15 protein-coding genes are annotated in these 16143 nt (G+C 59.1%); 7 read left to right on the forward strand and 8 right to left on the reverse strand.

Going from position 1 to position 16143, the window contains the following annotated elements:
• Window positions 1-304 precede the first annotated feature (304 nt).
• From UUA_RS12005 to UUA_RS12015, 4 genes are all read left to right on the forward strand, one after another.
• Window positions 305-925 carry a GntR family transcriptional regulator gene (locus UUA_RS12005; protein ID WP_008437214.1) on the forward strand — a complete coding sequence of 207 codons (621 nt, stop codon included), beginning with the start codon at window positions 305-307 and terminating at the stop codon, window positions 923-925.
• A 171-nt stretch (window positions 926-1096) separates the two neighbouring features.
• Window positions 1097-1237, forward strand: a complete 141-nt coding sequence (locus UUA_RS19815) for a hypothetical protein (RefSeq protein WP_167316983.1) — start codon at window positions 1097-1099, stop codon at window positions 1235-1237.
• 52 nt (window positions 1238-1289) lie between these two features.
• Window positions 1290-1958, forward strand: coding sequence for a lasso peptide biosynthesis B2 protein (locus tag UUA_RS12010; RefSeq protein WP_008437215.1), 669 nt, complete (start codon window positions 1290-1292; stop codon window positions 1956-1958).
• Window positions 1958-3712, forward strand: a complete 1755-nt coding sequence (locus UUA_RS12015) for an asparagine synthase-related protein (RefSeq protein ID WP_039953927.1) — start codon at window positions 1958-1960, stop codon at window positions 3710-3712. Before UUA_RS12010 ends, UUA_RS12015 begins: the two co-directional genes overlap by 1 nt.
• Before the next feature lie 8 nt (window positions 3713-3720).
• On the opposite strand, the gene UUA_RS12020 is transcribed toward UUA_RS12015, so the two are convergent.
• Entirely contained in the window at window positions 3721-5802 is a 2082-nt protein-coding gene (locus UUA_RS12020) for an Atxe2 family lasso peptide isopeptidase (protein WP_008437217.1), read from the reverse strand.
• A gap of 95 nt (window positions 5803-5897) precedes the next feature.
• A complete protein-coding gene (locus UUA_RS12025; RefSeq protein WP_008437220.1) occupies window positions 5898-8318 on the reverse strand; it encodes a TonB-dependent receptor plug domain-containing protein in 2421 nt (806 codons plus the stop codon).
• Window positions 8319-8597: 279 nt separating this feature from the next.
• Between UUA_RS12025 and UUA_RS12030 the strand changes: the two genes are divergently transcribed.
• Window positions 8598-8918, forward strand: a complete 321-nt coding sequence (locus UUA_RS12030; RefSeq protein ID WP_008437221.1) for a helix-turn-helix domain-containing protein — start codon at window positions 8598-8600, stop codon at window positions 8916-8918.
• A gap of 260 nt (window positions 8919-9178) precedes the next feature.
• Window positions 9179-9463, forward strand: a complete 285-nt coding sequence (locus UUA_RS12035) for a helix-turn-helix domain-containing protein (protein ID WP_039953928.1) — start codon at window positions 9179-9181, stop codon at window positions 9461-9463.
• A gap of 581 nt (window positions 9464-10044) precedes the next feature.
• Here the strand turns inward: UUA_RS12035 and UUA_RS12045 are convergent.
• From UUA_RS12045 to UUA_RS12055, 3 genes are all read right to left on the reverse strand, one after another.
• Window positions 10045-10338, reverse strand: a complete 294-nt coding sequence (locus tag UUA_RS12045; protein ID WP_008437224.1) for a type II toxin-antitoxin system prevent-host-death family antitoxin — start codon at window positions 10336-10338, stop codon at window positions 10045-10047.
• Between the two features lie 235 nt (window positions 10339-10573).
• A complete protein-coding gene (locus UUA_RS20305) occupies window positions 10574-10744 on the reverse strand; it encodes a hypothetical protein (RefSeq protein ID WP_008437225.1) in 171 nt (56 codons plus the stop codon).
• Between the two features lie 58 nt (window positions 10745-10802).
• Window positions 10803-11072, reverse strand: a complete 270-nt coding sequence (locus tag UUA_RS12055) for a DUF2798 domain-containing protein (protein WP_008437226.1) — start codon at window positions 11070-11072, stop codon at window positions 10803-10805.
• Window positions 11073-11731: 659 nt separating this feature from the next.
• On the opposite strand from UUA_RS12055, the gene UUA_RS19635 reads away from it, so the two are divergent.
• Window positions 11732-13423, forward strand: coding sequence for an alkaline phosphatase family protein (locus UUA_RS19635; RefSeq protein ID WP_082827203.1), 1692 nt, complete (start codon window positions 11732-11734; stop codon window positions 13421-13423).
• A gap of 245 nt (window positions 13424-13668) precedes the next feature.
• Here the strand turns inward: UUA_RS19635 and UUA_RS12065 are convergent, their stop codons facing one another.
• The 3 genes from UUA_RS12065 to UUA_RS18905 form a co-directional block, all read right to left on the reverse strand.
• On the reverse strand, window positions 13669-14202 hold the full coding sequence (locus UUA_RS12065) for a hypothetical protein (protein WP_008437229.1): 534 nt from the start codon (window positions 14200-14202) through the stop codon (window positions 13669-13671).
• A 121-nt stretch (window positions 14203-14323) separates the two neighbouring features.
• On the reverse strand, window positions 14324-15079 hold the full coding sequence (locus UUA_RS19375; RefSeq protein ID WP_155943271.1) for a hypothetical protein: 756 nt from the start codon (window positions 15077-15079) through the stop codon (window positions 14324-14326).
• A 554-nt stretch (window positions 15080-15633) separates the two neighbouring features.
• Window positions 15634-16131 carry a hypothetical protein gene (locus UUA_RS18905; RefSeq protein WP_081491558.1) on the reverse strand — a complete coding sequence of 166 codons (498 nt, stop codon included), beginning with the start codon at window positions 16129-16131 and terminating at the stop codon, window positions 15634-15636.
• Window positions 16132-16143: the final 12 nt, after the last annotated feature.

Below are 16143 nucleotides of genomic sequence, written 5' to 3' on the forward strand. Positions count from 1 at the left end.
GCCAGGTGAGGGCCGCCCCCAATTGCCGGCGTGTCCTTCGACTTCGGCCTTCGGCCTACGCTCACAGCCTGCCCCGAACTTGATCCAGGGACGAACGAGGCTTAAGCAAGCACCATTCGAATCTGGCCCCGTTAGCGGCTGGCCACGGACAAGACGGGTATCTACCCCCTCGACACTGCTGGGGAAGAACAATCGCGTGCCTATCGACTCCAGCGGCGAAATGGTGACCCGGGTTTCGGCACGCAACATCCTGCGTTGTGATGCAATAACTTTCGTGCTAAAAGCGGGTCCGGAGGTCCTCCGGATGGATTCCAAGAGTGCATTCGTGTACGGACAGGTCAGGCGCGCCCTGCAGTCGGGACGCTACGCACCTGGGCAGCGGATCGATCCGGCCCGGCTCGCCGCAGAATTCAATACCAGCCCCACACCGGTTCGATTCGCGCTGTACCGCATGGTCGGCGAAGGCATGGTCGCCGACTACGCCCGCGACGGACTGCACGTGCCGTTACTCAATGAAGTCGCATTGCGCAACCTCTACGACTGGATGGAGCGGCTGTTGCTGATGGCATGCGATATCGGCGAGGTGCCGACATTCCAGAAGGTCGAAAAACCGGAGTCCGTGACCGCCGAAGGCGATCTGGTGAAGCTGACGTGGCAGCTGTTCGATGCGATCGCCCGCGCGACAGCCCACGAACCCCTGCACCATGCGGTGAAGCGAGCCAACGACCGGCTGGCACCGATACGACGGGCCAAACAGGAATTGCTCGAGCACACAGGCGAAGAGCTTTCACAGTTGAACCGGCACTGGCAGAGACGCGACATGCCCGCCGTGAAGTCCGCGCTGCGCGACTATCACGAGCGCCGCAAGCAGCTCGTCCCGTGCATCGTGGCCTTGCTCAGCGAGCGCAGCGACCGCCTTCACTAGCTCGCTTCGGCCGAAGAAGCATCGAAGCTGGGGTCCGGCATTGTGGGACGACCATCATGCTGCCGAAATAATTAAAGGATGACAACGCAATAATCATTTGAAAATCAAGATTTCCGCCTCCTACGCTGCCCTCGTCATGGGACTGCCATGACGCAATCGCAGGAGACTGAGATGGACACGAACGAGAACATCCGCAGCAACGCGCAGGACGATGTCATCGAGCTCAGCGTCGCCAGTGTCGAGACCAAAGGAGTATTGCCCATCGGCAATGAGTTCATGGGCCACGCCGCCACTCCGGGAATCACCGAGTAACAAACGCGAGGCGCACCGTGAGGTGCGCCTCGCAACTGGCCCCAAGGAAGTGATGATGACCAGCTATTGGCTACACGACGACCTCTCATTCTGCCTAGTCGATGGCCACCCAATTTTCCTGGATATGGGCAGCGATCGTTACTTCAGATTATCTGGCAGCATGGAGCGTATCTTCATGAACTGGCTCGGCAACGCCTGCGAAGAAAACGATATTGCACTGCTTGTCGAGCGAAAGATCCTTACGAATCTATCGGCTCGTTCGAGGAGTCCACGCGAACCGATACGGGCGCCGCAGCTGAGCGCGCTGGAACTTCCACTATCCCATGCTTCATGCGGCGCCAGGATCCTGATCGAAGTTTTCATCACGGTTAGCTGGACACAGATTCAGCTGAAAACAATTGGAATCAAAGGGACTGTCGAGCGAGGACTCAGGCCTGACGACAAGCTAGGAATGGCGGCTACCGGAAGCGATCAGGGGAAGTTGTTGGCCGCCGCGCATGATTTTCTGGAAGCGAGAAAACTCGTACCCGTCGGTACGCGCTGTCTCCTTGATTCCCTTGCAATGGCTAAATTCCTCAAGAGACGGCGCATGCGCGTCAACGTCATAGTTGGTGTCACCGGCGATCCATTTTCGGCTCACTGCTGGGTGCAGGCGGGAGATATGGTACTGAACGACGCGCTGGGGAACGTCAGGATCTACTCGCCCATCCGGGTGCTTTGATGCGGTACGCCTATCTCGTGCTCGTCGATTGGAGAGTCCAGGCAGGACAGGCGGAGTACTCCGAGCCGGCTATGCGCCTGAAGTCGAGCGGCCTGCGACCGAGATGGCAGGCCGGCGCCTCAAGCGTCCTTGCATCGGTCGACACGCCCGTCATTGACATGTCGCGAGGCGGATTGATCATCGGTGACCTTTACTTTCGCGATGGTCAGCGGATCGTTGGAGCAGGCCTGCTTCCCACGCTGTCTTCCGTTTCCGCAGTCCGCGATTACATCCTGTCGAACTGTTGGGGCGATTACATTCTTGTACAACCGGTACCAGGGGACCAGCGCGCACTCACAGTGACGCGGAGCCCATCCCATGCGTGCGAGCTTCCATGCCTCTACACGCTGAATGTAAGCGGTAGCTTCGTCACTTCCGATGTCACGCTTGGGATCCGTGCAGGTCTTTACCAGCGGCGCGTCGACTATGAGTCCATCGCGCATCGCCTGATCTACCCGAACCTGAAGACGAGTCGAACGGCGCTGTCGGGAATCAGCGAGCTACTCCCAGGTCTCACTCTGCACCTATGCGATGTCAGCACCAGCTTGGCCATCCACTGGGATCCATGGAACTTCGTCCGCCCGGATATGCGCTACGAGGATCGTAACGAAGCCGGGTCTGCAATACGGAGCAGCGTAGAGACGGTCGTCAAGTCACTGGCCGATCTCGACCAGTTGACTCTCCTCGAGCTCTCAGGCGGGCTGGACTCCTCGATCATTGGGGCTTGCCTGAAACGCTCGAGTGCAAGAGTGAGCTACACCACGATGATGGCACCGGTACCGGGCGCCGATGAGCGTGAATATGCGGCGGCGGTTGCCAGCATGCTGGGCGTAGAACTGCTCGAGACCGAACTTGGATTCGACGACGCGGCATTCGATTTCCCGCTGCCTCAGGAGCTTGTCTCACCATCCGTAGGACCACTTCAATATGCCGTGGACCGCCTCCTGCAGTCATCGGCGGCGCGCTGCGAAGCGAACAGCTTCTTCTCCGGCGCTGGTGGAGACGCCGTATTTGGCTACCTAACCAGCGCTGCACCTGCAGCCGACGCCTTCATGGCGGCAGGAGTTAGTACCGGCCTGCGCTCCATAGTCGACCTCTCCACGTTTCATCAATGTACCTATTGGAAAGTGGGCCGCTTTGCGCTGTGCAAAATGCTACGCAACACCCAGCAATACAAGGCGGACCTCTCTATGGTTTCTACGCAGTTGCGCGCCCCGGAACCAGATTTGCATCCCTGGTTGATACACCCGCCCCAAGCTCTTCCCGGAGACAGGCAACGCATCGCTGACCTCAGCGCGGCACAGGCTTACAAGGACACTGGTCTGCGCAGCTTCGTCAAGCCGATCAGGATGCCGCTTCTGTCGCAGCCAGTCATCGAGACGTGCCTACGTGTTCCGAGCTGGATGTGGTTCCATAACGGCCAGAACCGCGCTGTTGCCAGGCAGGCGTTCTCGGATCTGCTTCCACAGAAAATCATCGCAAGGAAAAGCAAGGGCACGCTCACTGCCTACCTAGGCGCACTCCATCGAAGAAGGAAGCATGAGATCACCGACTTCCTCGCCGACGGCCAACTGCAAGCGCATGGCCTTGTGGACGCCGACGCATTGCGCCGACTGGAGGAACGCGAGCAAGTCCGGGACGACAACTCTTTCATGCGACTGTTCCAGCTGTGCGCCTTGGAGAACTGGGTACGGCAGCAGTCCCAATACCCCTAAAGACAGCGCTAGTGCGGCTGCACAGCAGGGAGATTTTGGCGCATCTGTCGCCAGGTGGCGTACTGGCCGACCTTTTCCGGGTCCGCATCCTCCTCGCCGAGCAGCCAGAACCGGAACCAGTCCAGATTTCGCTGATAGACAGCCAGCTTGTGCCGAGGTTGCGACTTCTGATGCTGCTCATGGGGGAATACGTATACATCTGCACGGTGCCTTCGAATCAAGGGCACTATAAAGTCCAGTGAGTACCTGAATTCCTGTTCGGGCATCTGCATCAGGACGGGAGCACGCATCCGCTCGACATGGTAGGTCGGCGAGAGCTGCCGCCAGTGATCCGGCGTTTCCTCAAGGGTACCGAGCTGCCAATAGCGACCCATACGCGTGTGCTCCTCCTCCCCGCCCAAACTCATCATCAGGCTACCCATCGGGGTGACCACTGGAGAGCTCACCGATATGGCTCGAAGCAAATCGGAGTGCATCGCAGTCCATACGGTGACCTCAGACCCGAAGCTCAACCCGCCCATGCCAACGCGGGTCGAATCAATGGCGCCCTGCCTCGCCAGCAGCTTCACCGCCCCCTCGACCGACGACAGCCCTTGCTGATAACGAGCGACCGCATCATCCGCTAAGGGCGCGGCATTGATACAGAGTGCCGCGATACCGCTCCTTGCAAAGGTGGCAAGGGGCCACTCGTCCCCCACGCTGCCGCGCAGAAAGCCCGTACACCGGTAGTAGACGACGAATAGGGGTGGCGGCCTGCCGCCTCTCGCGGCCGAAGGATAGAACTGCCCGGTGTAACGCCTGCCCTGTGCATCGGCCCAGGCGACGAATCGAACGCGTACAAACTCCTTCATGTCCTGCGCGAGCGTCTGGTTGGGAGCGAAGAGAACCGTCCGACTTCCCGACTCCAGATCGATACGTTCCAGCCTCGGTGGCACATCTGCTTCGGCAGCGACGCACACCAGGGCCGAGGCCGAGGCTGCGCATGGCTCCGGCCCCCAGCGCCCACCTCCTGTGATCTGACCACGCGAGCGGACCACCGGATGCACATCGCCGGTGACGGCGTTCCAGCGAAAGATCGACTCCTGCAACTCACTATCACGCTCGGAGACGGTAAAGAGGACCTCGTCGCTTCCCGGGCGCCAGACGATGTGGGTGATCTGCTTGCCCGTGCATGGCTCGGCCGTGCATTTGACCAACCGATGAGATTTTCTGCTGGGTAGCATGGCCAGAACGACTTGAGGCTGACCAACGACTGAGGGCTGACCTGTAAGCATCGCAATCCTTCCAGTCCTGCGATCCTCCGCAATCAGCGAAATCGCGCCGTCAATGTCTGGCAGATCGGCCATCTTCACCGTGGACGCGGGATGTTGACCCGATGCCAGCTCGGTCGTGACGCCAGTGGAAAGATTCAACGCCTTCCAGTGGTCAGGCACATCGGACAGTAACGGTAGACGCACACCGCTACTGAGACGTTGTGTCGCCAGGCGCCCGTCCTGGAATCCCGATCGGAACAACGCTTCTCCGAGCATCACGGTCCGATCGATGTGGACACCCCGGTCATACTCGGCAAGCTCGGCGTCGACGACCGCTTGGCGTGTGGCCCCGACGCTGTAATAGAGCACCGAACCGTCGGGATTCAGTGAGAAAGCACGCACGTTTGCGCTCCCGTGCGTGAGCTGCTCGGTGCGCGAACCGTCCACCGCCGCGCGCCAGACTTCAATCCGTCCTTCGTGGACCGCACGGAAGAAGATCCACTTTCCGTCGGGCGACCATGTCGGTAGCTGCGGCTTGGACGACCCGCCCCCGTCCGGCAGCATCTCGCCACCATCGGCCAGGCGTCGCGGTGGTGATGCTCCATCGACAGCCTGTACATACCAGACCGTCCCATACGTGTTCTGCTCGATCGAGGCCTGCTCCGTCCTGAAAGCCACCAGTCGCCCATCCGGTGAAATCGATACGTTTTTGATGTCGATGACCTCGACAAGCTGGCGGACGGTCGCAGCGACTCCATAGGGAACATGGAAAAGCAAACCCAGCAATCCCGCGCACGCCAGCGCACGCACGGTCCCTGCAGCAATTCTCCCGCTCATGACTACCTCATAGTTTGGTCGACGCCACCGGAAAAAGCGGTGGCAAATTCCTTCCGACACTCGGCCCCGCCCGCACTGCGGGACACAAAGACCTGTCACCACCGCTTGGACACGGACAAGCTCGCGAATCGACCGATCGCCGAATAGTTGGTCGAGTCGTACGGCGGCTGATACGGCGAAAGAACCACGTAGGACGGCGGCGCTCGATTCAGCAGGTTCTGCGCGGACAGCGCCACCTCGATGCCTGACAGGGCACTTGTCGATTGACTGGTGACGTAGCGAAACGTGGCATCGAACGTCGTGAACGACGCCGTCTTGCGGCCGCTCACCCGGTCCGTCACACCGCTTCTGTAGTTGGCGAAGGTGGAGGCTGAAAATCCGCCCTGGTTCCACACTGCGCCGGCCCGGGCGTTGACCCTGGCAGGGTTGAAGAGGGTTCCGGCCACGTCGTAAGGCGCCTGTATGGCCGAGTTCTGCTGCGTGCTATCGCTCCAGGTTGCAGAACCACGCACCGTGAGCCTGCCGGCACCGAGGTCGAAGCGATTGGACGCACTCAGGTCCAAGCCCTTGACGCGTTGGCTGGCAATGTTGACGTACTGGTTGTACAGGATGGCCACGACGTTATTCGGGTCGTATGGGAGGCCTGTGTAGTTGTAGAACGCGGCCGAAGAGTCGATCGCGTTCTGGGTCGCCTGCGGCGTCGGCGCGTAGTCGATGAACCGAACATAGTCCGGATTGCCGATCGCACGACTGTAGTCAGTGATCGGCTGCACCACCCGGCTGGTGTAATCGACATCGAACCAGGTCAGCTCCGCCTCCAGCCCCTCGAGCGATTCCGGGTGGAACGCCAGGGAAATGCTCTTGGTGGTAGCGCGCTCTGCGTCCAAGTCCGGATTGCCGCCAGAGAGCTCCAGCGCTGCGGCATTGGGCCCGCCAGTCGACCCACCGTAGTAGCTTTCGGGGTCCAACACGGCCGACTTGGCCTGGAATCGTTGGAGCAGCGTCGGCGCCTTGAAGGACTTGCCCCATGAAGCCTTCAGGGTGAAGTCCGCACTGGGACCATAGATCACGCCCACTTTGGGCGTGGCGACGCGGCCAAAGCTGCTGTAGTCCTCCCCCCGCACCGCAGCCGTCAGGTCCAGGCGGTGAATGCCGCTGATCCCTTGTGCCGATCCGACCAAGGGCACGCCCAGCTCCGCATAGGCAAACCGACTGCTCTCCTCACCCCGTGTGGTGTCGACGCCAAGCAGCAGGTCGTGTTGGTCGTACTCGTTCTTCCTGTAGCCGGCACCGACTGCAAGGCGGGCATCGCCACCCGGCATGGCCATCAGCGGCCCTTCCGCACCGGCCTCCCAGGAGCGCGCGCGGTTGCAGTAGCAGTTAAGGACGAAGGTCTGTGGCGTGGATGAGGCGATGTCCACGGTCGACAGTCGCGGGATGTTCTCGTCCCTGCCCCAGCTTCCCCCCATCGACAGCGTCCAGTCGCCGGCCAGTGAGATCTCCAAGGTCGGTGCGACCAGAGAGGTCTTCGTCTTAGTGTTCACATGAAAGTAGTAAGGGGCCAGGCCCGAATTCCAGGGATACATGTCCTGCGAACGGGTGGTCCTCAGTGCATCCAGCCGAAATTCCACGGACTCCCCGAACGACTGGTGTGCGCTGATCAGCCCGCTGCGCAGCTTGCTCTGCGGATAGAGCGTATTGGGATCGAACATGTAGTCGGTGTAATCACGCTGGCGCGCATAGATCGGATCGGTCGAGGTGTCCTGAAAGGTGGCAAGCAGCCCACCGCTGGACCAGAGGGCACCGCCGGTGGCGGTGTATTCCCGTGTGGCCAATCCGCCGTCTGTCGCGCCGCCATAGCGCACCCCGACCTTGGCCCCCTCGTAATCCCGCTTGAGGATGACGTTGCCCACACCGCCAACCGCGTCCGAGCCATAGATGGCCGAAGCCCCGTCCGGGACGATCTCGATCCGATCGACCGCCTCCATAGGGATTGCGCTGATGTCCACCGCCTGCACGAAGCCCCCATAGGAAAGGCGCCGTCCATTGAGTAGCGTGAGGGTTGCATCCGGCCCCAGCCCGCGCAGATTCAGCGACGAGCCCCCGGTGATGTTCTGGTTTGCAATACCCCCTGCCCCGGCTGTCGCCCCAACGACAACACCGGGGTTCTGCCCTCCACCGAAGTTCTGCGGCACGCTGCGGATGACCTCGCCGAGATCGGTGAAGCCTTCCTGCCGGATCTGCTCGCTGCCGATGGTGATGACCGGCGAGGGCGTGGTGCCGCCGCGGATGCGCGTGCCGGTGACGGTTACGGTCTGCAATTCGGTTGCCGCTGGTGCCGCAGGCTTGTCGGCCGGTTTTTTTGGTTGCGTCTTGGCCGGTGCCTCGGCCACCGGCGCCCTGCCCTGCGCGGTCGTGTCCTTCGTGGAGTCCTGGGCCATGGCCCACTCGCAGGTGCCGGAGGCAGCCACGAGCAAGGCGATGGAAATGGCGTTGCGTAGCGTGCGTGTCTTCATGCTGCGTCCCTTGCTTTCCCCTGATTGGCGCGTTGCCAGCTGCTACTTGTTCACAGGCTCGGATCGCGCTTCTCAGCGCGTACAAGCCTGCCGCCGGCTAAGCCGCCATGTCTTTGTCTTCACCCCTCACCGGTTCCGGCTGGATTACGTTTGCGCCGACTCACCGGCAAAAAGCCCCGTGACTACGATAAACGTAGCTTTGTTAACACTACGTTTTACGTAGTATCGCTGTCAAGCACCCGCCGGGAAGCTGCTGCATATCGGAACTGATATGCGCTTATGACCGAGAAGTGCCCGGCAACCATCTACGGTCGTCGCCTACGCGAGGCACGGAAGATCTATGGCTTCTCTCAAACACAGCTGGGGATAGCGGCGAGACTTGATCAGTCCGTTGCAGGCAGCCGCGTCAGCCACTACGAGACTGGCAAGCACGAGGTGAAACTTGGGCTGCAGAAATTGTTTGCCAAGGCCTTGGCACTGCCTTTGAAATACTTCTACATCGAGGACGACGAGGAAGCGCGACTGATCGCGGAGGCTTCGCGCAGCGACAAGCCGGTCCAGCTGAAAGAGGCGATCGAGAGAAAGTTGAAGGGAAAGTAGATCCCCGACGGGAGCAGGTCCTCGCCATCCTCCTGGCTCTTGACTCGTGCCCCATGCGTAAGCGACGTGCTTGAGAAGTAAGGCCACCATGCGATCGGCGGCTATCTCCGGCGGTCATCATGCCCACTTGACTTGACGCGCCACGGAACATCTCAGTGGAGCTTCTTACCTGGTCGAAAGATTACTACGTTTAACGTAGTATCGCATTTGCACATGTATCCGGAAGCTTCCCTGCATGGAAGCTCAAGACACATGCGCCCGTGGCTGAGAAGGGTCCGCTCCCCGTGTATAGTCGGCGGCTGCGTGAAGCACGCGAAGCCCTCGACATCTCACAACGCACCTTGGGCATCAAGGCCGGCTTGGACGAATTCGTCGCCAGCACCCGCGTCAACCGCTACGAAACAGGTGTACACCAGCCCGACCTGCAGACCCTGCAGCGCCTTGCAGCGGTCCTCAAACTACCGGTGGCCTACTTCTATGCCGAAGATGACGAACTTGCGCAGCTGATTGCTGATTTCAAAGGGCGGAGCAGGGGCAAACGCTGATCGGAAGCGGCCAAGTGCCCGAGCAGGGAAAGCGGTGAACTGCTAGAAGATGCCAGCTCGTCCTCTTCCGTCCTCTTCCAACCGATTTTGGTTGAGCGCGGCAATGCCCGACCCCATCGGTTGCAAGTGCCTACAGAACGCCGATCCAGCCGCTGATATCCGCGACGGCCAAGCTGCGGGAACGTGGCAGCCATGGACGAACATATCGACATGGATGACCCACTCTCTCGGGCCTACTGGTGCGGCAACTTCAGCTGCAGCGACGCAGAGCTGGTCAGCGCAGCGCACATCATGGACAACACAGCAGTCGAACGGGCTCAGGTTCACTTTAGCCAGGAAGTGAACCTGACCCCGTTAGCCGTAGCCGGACCCCGTTAGCCGTAGCACGCCGGAGTAGCGCACAACGCCCCCGTTGACCTGCCGGCTGATCGCAGCACACGGTTTGGACACGATTGCCACCGTGTGCTTGCTGTCACGGCCGATTCCTACCGCCGCGAACTGGCCATTGTCCTGACCGGCGGCGAAGCCCTCCAGTCGAACGGAGTCAGGTTCACTTTAGCCAGGAAGTGAACCTGACCCCGTTAGCCGGCCGCCGCTCCCGGCGCCTTCAGTGCCTTCAGCCGCTCATCGAAGCGCTCCCGCAGGGCCCCCAGTGTCGCCTGATCCCTGCCCCTGGCTTTGTCCAAGGCCTGGACGATCGTCTCGTACTCCTGCGCCGACAGGATGACCGCTTCAGGCGCATTATGATTGGTCACTACGACGCGTCCGCTCCTCTGGACATCGCGCATCACGCCGCGCCAGCCAAGCTTCTTCATGTCGGACGCCGGGGTCTTCGGCAATGCATCGATCGCATCGGATTTTGTGGCAAAGGACATGGGAGATCTCCTACGTCAGCCGTGGCCCATAGTACCCAAAATGGTCCAAATGGGTCATTTATGCCAAGGCGCCATGCTTGGGCATGGGCCTTGACTATTGATGGCTTCAGGGCGGCCCCGCAATTCAAGCGGGCCTGGCAGTTACCCATCAGCGCCAGCGCCTTGGTGTTGTACTTGTCGCACATCATCGAGCCGGGCGGAAAGGTCAGCGTCTCGGCGCTGGTCGACTCGGCAGTTACGCCGGCATCAACTTTTTTTTTGCGCCCAGCGCCTCACAGGCCGTGCGCTTCTCGGCGATCAGCTTGCGGGGCGTCTCATCCATCTCCGGGTCGTGGATCAGTCCGATGTTCTTCATGTGCATGCGCTGCCCCACCACCGAGCCAATCTCGGCAACGATGCCGGGCATGTAGACGCCGCCGGCCTTGAAATAGCCAACTGAGCAGGGTCAGTTTGAGTTGGCCCCGTTATCGATCTTCCTGATCCTTGCGCACGATCAGCGCGACGATGCGCTGGGTCACCGGCATCAACATCACCATTGCCGGAAATGCCATCGCCCACGACACCATCCAGGATTTCATCCAGCTCTTCAGGAAAAACACACCCAGCGATTCCACGGCGATCCACGTACTGATCCCAGCGACCGCGAAGGTCATCAGGAATGTCAGGATCAGCGGCGTAACGTACCTGCCGTAGTGCGAAGGGAGTTTTCTTGGCTTCATGGCGTCGCTGGACATGGATCACACTGACGGATGCCCGGTATTGCCATTGTACGACTCGGCTCAAGGTTCACGCCCTGTGAGGGGTGCACCGCCGAGTTCCAAGAACCCCGCCGAGGCCACCGCTCGGGAAGTGCGTTCCGCGTTACCCGGTTTTCCGGGCGTGGCGATGACAGGAAGATGTCTGCCCGGTCAACCCGAACATCAGCGGGGACTGGAGCGATGCGCGTCCCCGACGATGTTCAGGTCGCTTCCACTCCTGCCTACACCAGAACGCGCCGCAGCGCATGTCGGCCGAATGCCCGCACGGTGCAGGCATCCTGCGGATCTCGTCACAGTTCCTGGCATCCACGCCCTTTCGGGGATGGGTGAAGTGCGCTCGATGGAGTTTACTTGGGTCGAGGAGCGATAGCCCGGTTCGGACATCGCTCTAACGTTCGCCCGATGGATGTGCGCGTTTTTGTATTCGATGCGCCGCGAGCGGCGAGCTCAAGCTTGGTCATGCGGCATGACGCGGCTCAATCCGACCAGGCGTGCCCCAGCTGTTTCATGAGTTCCACCAGGGCAGACCAACTCGTGCTTTCAGCACGCAAACGCGTGCATCCCAAATTCCATCCAATTTCGAGAAAGTCACCGTCATGAAAGCATGTCGCCTAACCAGGTATCTTCCCTTGACAATGCTCGCTGTCGTAGCCGTCGCTACCGTTGGCAATGCACACGCCTTCGACGCCAAACCCAGCGGGTATCAAGCGTTGAACGGCGCGGTGAACACTCCCACGCGGTCCACCACCACTACGCCGGATCACAAGGGGCAGTTTTCTTCCCTGTCCGCCACGGCGGCAACCAGCGGCATGATTCCCCGTTACGACCACGTCGTCATCGTCGTCATGGAGAACGCCAGCAGGAGCAGCATCGTCGGCAACACCGTCGACGCGCCGTACATCAACTCGCTGCTTTCCAGTGGCGCCAACTTCACCCAGGCCTATGCGGTAACGCACCCGAGCCAGCCGAACTACGTGGCCCTGTTTTCCGGATCCGCCCAGGGCATCACCGACGACAGCTGCCCGCACACCTTCGGCACGGACAATCTCGGCAACCAGCTGATTGCCGCTGGCCACACCTTTGCCGGCTACTCGGAGACCATGCCGTCGATCGGCTACAGCGGCTGCGGGTATGGCTTGTCCGGATACGTCCGCCGGCACAACCCCTGGGTGAATTTCAGCAACCTTTCGCCGTCGACCAACCTACCCTACACCGCATTCCCGAGCGACTTCACCCAATTGCCGACGCTGTCGTTCGTGATTCCGAACCTGTGCAACGACATGCACGACTGCTCCATAACCACCGGCGACAACTGGTTGAGCACCCACATCGGCGCCTACGTCAACTGGGCCAAGACCCATAACAGCCTGCTGATTCTGACCTGGGACGAGAACGACAGCCTCGCCGAAGCGAACCAGATCATCACGCTGTTCGTCGGCGCGAACATCAACGCGGGCGCCTATGCGGAGCGGATCGATCATTACCGGGTGCTGCGGACGCTGGAAGACATGTATGGCCTGGCTCCGCTCGGCAATGCCTCCGCCGCCACACCGATCACCGATGTCTGGAGCACGACTACGAGTGCGCCCGACTTCGGCGTACTCACGTCGCCGACGTCGGTCGGTGTGAGTCAGGGGGCGCAAGCCGCCAGCACGGTCACCGTCTCCGGCTCCAGCGGCTTCAATTCAGCGGTCACCCTGTCCGCCTCCGGACTGCCGAGCGGGGTGACGGCGACGTTCTCGCCCGCGTCGCTGATGCCTTCGAGCAGCGGAAGCGTCACTTCCACGCTGACGCTGTCCGCGGGACCCTCGGCCGCGGTCGGCAGTGCAACGGTCACCGTGACCGCTGTCGCCGGCTCGCTCGTCCACAACAGCACCATCAACCTCACCGTCAATGCGCCCGTCGGCGTGGCGTACTGGGTGAAGAACGTCAACTCGGGCCTGGTCGTGGACGATCCGCGGAGTTCGACCACCAGCAATACGCAGCTGATCCAGTATCCGAAAAGCGGCTACAACAACCAGAAGTGGGTGTTTACGCAGGGTGTCAGCGGCTCATGGACCATCAAGAACGTGCTGAGCGGGTTGTGCGCGGCCGTCGCGAATGCCTCGACCTCCCTCCGCGCTGCCGTGGTCCAGGCGACCTGCACGGGCGGGGCCGAGCAACAGTGGCAGCGCAAGATCCAGGGTAGCGGCTACGAACTGATCAACCAGCACAGCGGCCAATGTCTCGACGTACCCAACTCCTCGACCACGAAAGGCACTGGACTCATCCAGTACCCCTGCCATGGCGGCCCCAATCAGCAGTGGACGCTGATGCAGGCGAACTGACTGAAAAAGAACGGGGGTCATGTTCACTTCTGAGAGTTAGATAAGTGAACCTGACCCCGTTGTCCGACCCCGTTGTCCGGTGGAAGGCTTCGTTCGGGTTCATGATTCATCCGACATTCGTAATAACGCGCTTTAGCACGGGGATAAGTTCGAATCAAAGGGGTGAAGGTAATTATTCTGATTTAATTACCTCCGTCCCCTCTATTGCTTTATTGATCACAGCAGCAAAATCGTGACTCTCTTTATCACTTTCTGCTCATTATTCTCTGCACAACCTCTTCGTCGATGGTGCACAGCGCCCTCATCTTCTCAATCTCCATGAACTCATCGGTCGCTTGAGACGCCGCTTCGCCTAGCTCCCCAAGTGCCTGGATCCGGTCCTCCATTTTTTCCGCGCTCCCCGCGACGCTGGTGAGACCTGCCAAATCTACGGCTCTCCGCGATTTAGCAGAGGGCAGAAAGTGTGGCTGAACCTCCGGCGTCATGGCGACCGCAAATAACTCAAAGCCGCTGTAGGCTCCGAAACCATTTTTCGCATTGAACTTGCCGCAGACAGCCACGGTCTTGGCAGGATTCAGGTCAGCTGGAATGACTTGGACATCCTGCCACTGAACTGAGCCTGGATCTATCATTTGAGACGAAATCGCTTGTTTTGCCTTGTCAATCAACGCAGACATCTCACGATCTTTTTGAATGCGCGCTTGGTGTTCGACCTCCTCAGGGGACGGTCCACAAGCGGCAAGGCTGAAGGCGGCTAAACCCAAAATAAAAAGACGCATCACATACTCCAGCAAAAACTAGTCAAAAGCAGCGTCAGGTTCACTTCCTAGAGCTGGATAAGTGAACCTGACCCCGTTATCTCATAGACCCCGTTATCTGACCCCGTTATCTCTTTATCTTTCAGGCCGCCTTTGGCCCGCTACCACTAGTAAAGAATTGGATCCACCCCTTTACATCACCAGGTTGTGCGAAGTTTTTTTGTCCAACACGGCGCCTTGACTTGAAGAAAGCCACGCCTTTATCGGTCAGTGAGAGAAGCTCTCCGCGGTCCCCCAACAAACCGAAATTCGCCAGTTTTAGGTGGTAGTTGATTGCAGCCATTCTCGCAACTTCAAACGCCAAATTTTTCTTAATACTACCGCCTTCAAAAAGACCGGCCAGCGTCAACCAGGCATCGGTATAGGCAAAGAGCTCACGGCCAGCTGATGGGCGTACCACTGGCAAATAGAAAAAAGGTGCAAGTCGACTGTTTGCCTTCTTTGCATGATCTGCACTTGCTGTCTCAGCCTCTCTTCTGGCTCGCCTTTCATTCGAGCGAACTTCGCTGCCAACTAGATCTATAGCTCTTCTTTCCTTTTTCGATACTGGGTCAGGATGTTCCTTCCCCTCCGTGCGGAACTCTACGCTAATCAGGCTGTGAGGCTCTCGATAAGTTTTTTCCTTGGGCCCTTCGTACCAAAAGAGCACAGCGGCAAGTAATAAAACTAGCACGACCGCGGCAGCCACCAGCTTCCAATGGGCTGCAAAAAGGTAGAGGCCCGCCCCAATCGTAAGTATTGCGACGGGGCCAGTTATAATGAGAGTGCGCGCTGCGTCGAGCACTCCACCAATAACAGTGGCACCGATCTCATCCAGTGGGTTGGAAGGTTTCTTCATAAAGTTTACGCACTAAGATTCACTGGGAGTAAAAGCATAATCGAAAGGCGCAGTAGGAAATTCTAAATAAACCACTACGGAAATTGTCCCTGGCACCTTCCTCCCACGTGCAAGTTCTTGATTGAATGGGAAGATTCGTGGAGAGACCTCAGGGTCAGGTCTACTTCTAAGAGCTAGATAAGTGAACCCGACCCCGTTATTATTATTATTATCAGGTGAAACTGACGTGGCAGTTGTTCGATGCGATCGCCTGCGCGACAGCCCACGAACCCCTGCACCACGCGGTGAAGCGAGCCAACGACAGGCTGGCGCCGATACGACGGGCCAAACAGGAATTGTTCCAAGCGAAAAGGGGCCAGGCTCACTTCTGAGAGCTATATAAGTGAACCTGACCCCGTTATCGTATCGTATCGGACACCTTTTTTCTCTTCTCGACACCTTCTCCCACCTTCTCCAGAGCTCAGACGATAGCCCTTGCAGTGCTTCAAAAAAACGGGCCAGAGTCGACTTTACATAGAAAGCGCACTCCGGCCCCAGCTTTCGGTTTTTTTGACTTAGTTCTGGCTAGTGGCTGTGGTGCCTTTCCTGACAAAAACAGCATCATCAATTTTTTCGAACGCCACCTGATAGGCTTTCGGATCCAAAATGGGGACGTCCTGAGTTTGATTCTGGCCGTACGAGCTTGAATTGCTGCGCGTATTGACGAAATTCAAACGTACGCGGACGTTTCCTGGCCGAATCTCCTCAACAAATGCCGTGGCTTTTGTCTGCCCGCTGGATGCCACACCAGCCATCGCTTGCCAAAAACCTGTCTTGTTGGAAGTTGGGCTGGCGGCAGTTATAAATCCAGTATCCTTATCGGCACTCTGAACGATGTATCCTAGGTCTTGGAATACGCTCAAAACCGACCCAAAGACGATCGTTTTAGTTGTTTCAAATTCTTTCGTCTGGAAAGACTGAACCTGTAATGAAGTTGGTGCTGACTTGGGCGAGGTTGCGCAACCAGACAAGGTTGCCATTGCAAGGCAACCCGCAACAATAATTTTTTTCATCCCCTGTTTCTC

The sequence above is a fragment of the Rhodanobacter thiooxydans LCS2 genome, assembly GCF_000264375.1.
GTDB lineage: Bacteria > Pseudomonadota > Gammaproteobacteria > Xanthomonadales > Rhodanobacteraceae > Rhodanobacter > Rhodanobacter thiooxydans.

Excerpts from the sequence above, each read along its gene's own strand:
- UUA_RS12005 (WP_008437214.1), top strand. The coding sequence starts at position 305 with ATGGATTCCAAGAGTGCATTCGTGTACGGACAGGTCAGGCGCGCCCTG.
- UUA_RS19815 (WP_167316983.1), top strand. The coding sequence starts at position 1,097 with ATGGACACGAACGAGAACATCCGCAGCAACGCGCAGGACGATGTCATC.
- UUA_RS12010 (WP_008437215.1), top strand. The coding sequence starts at position 1,290 with ATGATGACCAGCTATTGGCTACACGACGACCTCTCATTCTGCCTAGTC.
- UUA_RS12015 (WP_039953927.1), top strand. The coding sequence starts at position 1,958 with ATGCGGTACGCCTATCTCGTGCTCGTCGATTGGAGAGTCCAGGCAGGA.
- UUA_RS12020 (WP_008437217.1), bottom strand. The coding sequence starts at position 5,802 with ATGAGCGGGAGAATTGCTGCAGGGACCGTGCGTGCGCTGGCGTGCGCG.
- UUA_RS12025 (WP_008437220.1), bottom strand. The coding sequence starts at position 8,318 with ATGAAGACACGCACGCTACGCAACGCCATTTCCATCGCCTTGCTCGTG.
- UUA_RS12030 (WP_008437221.1), top strand. The coding sequence starts at position 8,598 with ATGACCGAGAAGTGCCCGGCAACCATCTACGGTCGTCGCCTACGCGAG.
- UUA_RS12045 (WP_008437224.1), bottom strand. The coding sequence starts at position 10,338 with ATGTCCTTTGCCACAAAATCCGATGCGATCGATGCATTGCCGAAGACC.
- UUA_RS20305 (WP_008437225.1), bottom strand. The coding sequence starts at position 10,744 with ATGCCCGGCATCGTTGCCGAGATTGGCTCGGTGGTGGGGCAGCGCATG.
- UUA_RS12055 (WP_008437226.1), bottom strand. The coding sequence starts at position 11,072 with ATGTCCAGCGACGCCATGAAGCCAAGAAAACTCCCTTCGCACTACGGC.
- UUA_RS19635 (WP_082827203.1), top strand. The coding sequence starts at position 11,732 with ATGCTCGCTGTCGTAGCCGTCGCTACCGTTGGCAATGCACACGCCTTC.
- UUA_RS12065 (WP_008437229.1), bottom strand. The coding sequence starts at position 14,202 with ATGCGTCTTTTTATTTTGGGTTTAGCCGCCTTCAGCCTTGCCGCTTGT.
- UUA_RS19375 (WP_155943271.1), bottom strand. The coding sequence starts at position 15,079 with ATGAAGAAACCTTCCAACCCACTGGATGAGATCGGTGCCACTGTTATT.
- UUA_RS18905 (WP_081491558.1), bottom strand. The coding sequence starts at position 16,131 with ATGAAAAAAATTATTGTTGCGGGTTGCCTTGCAATGGCAACCTTGTCT.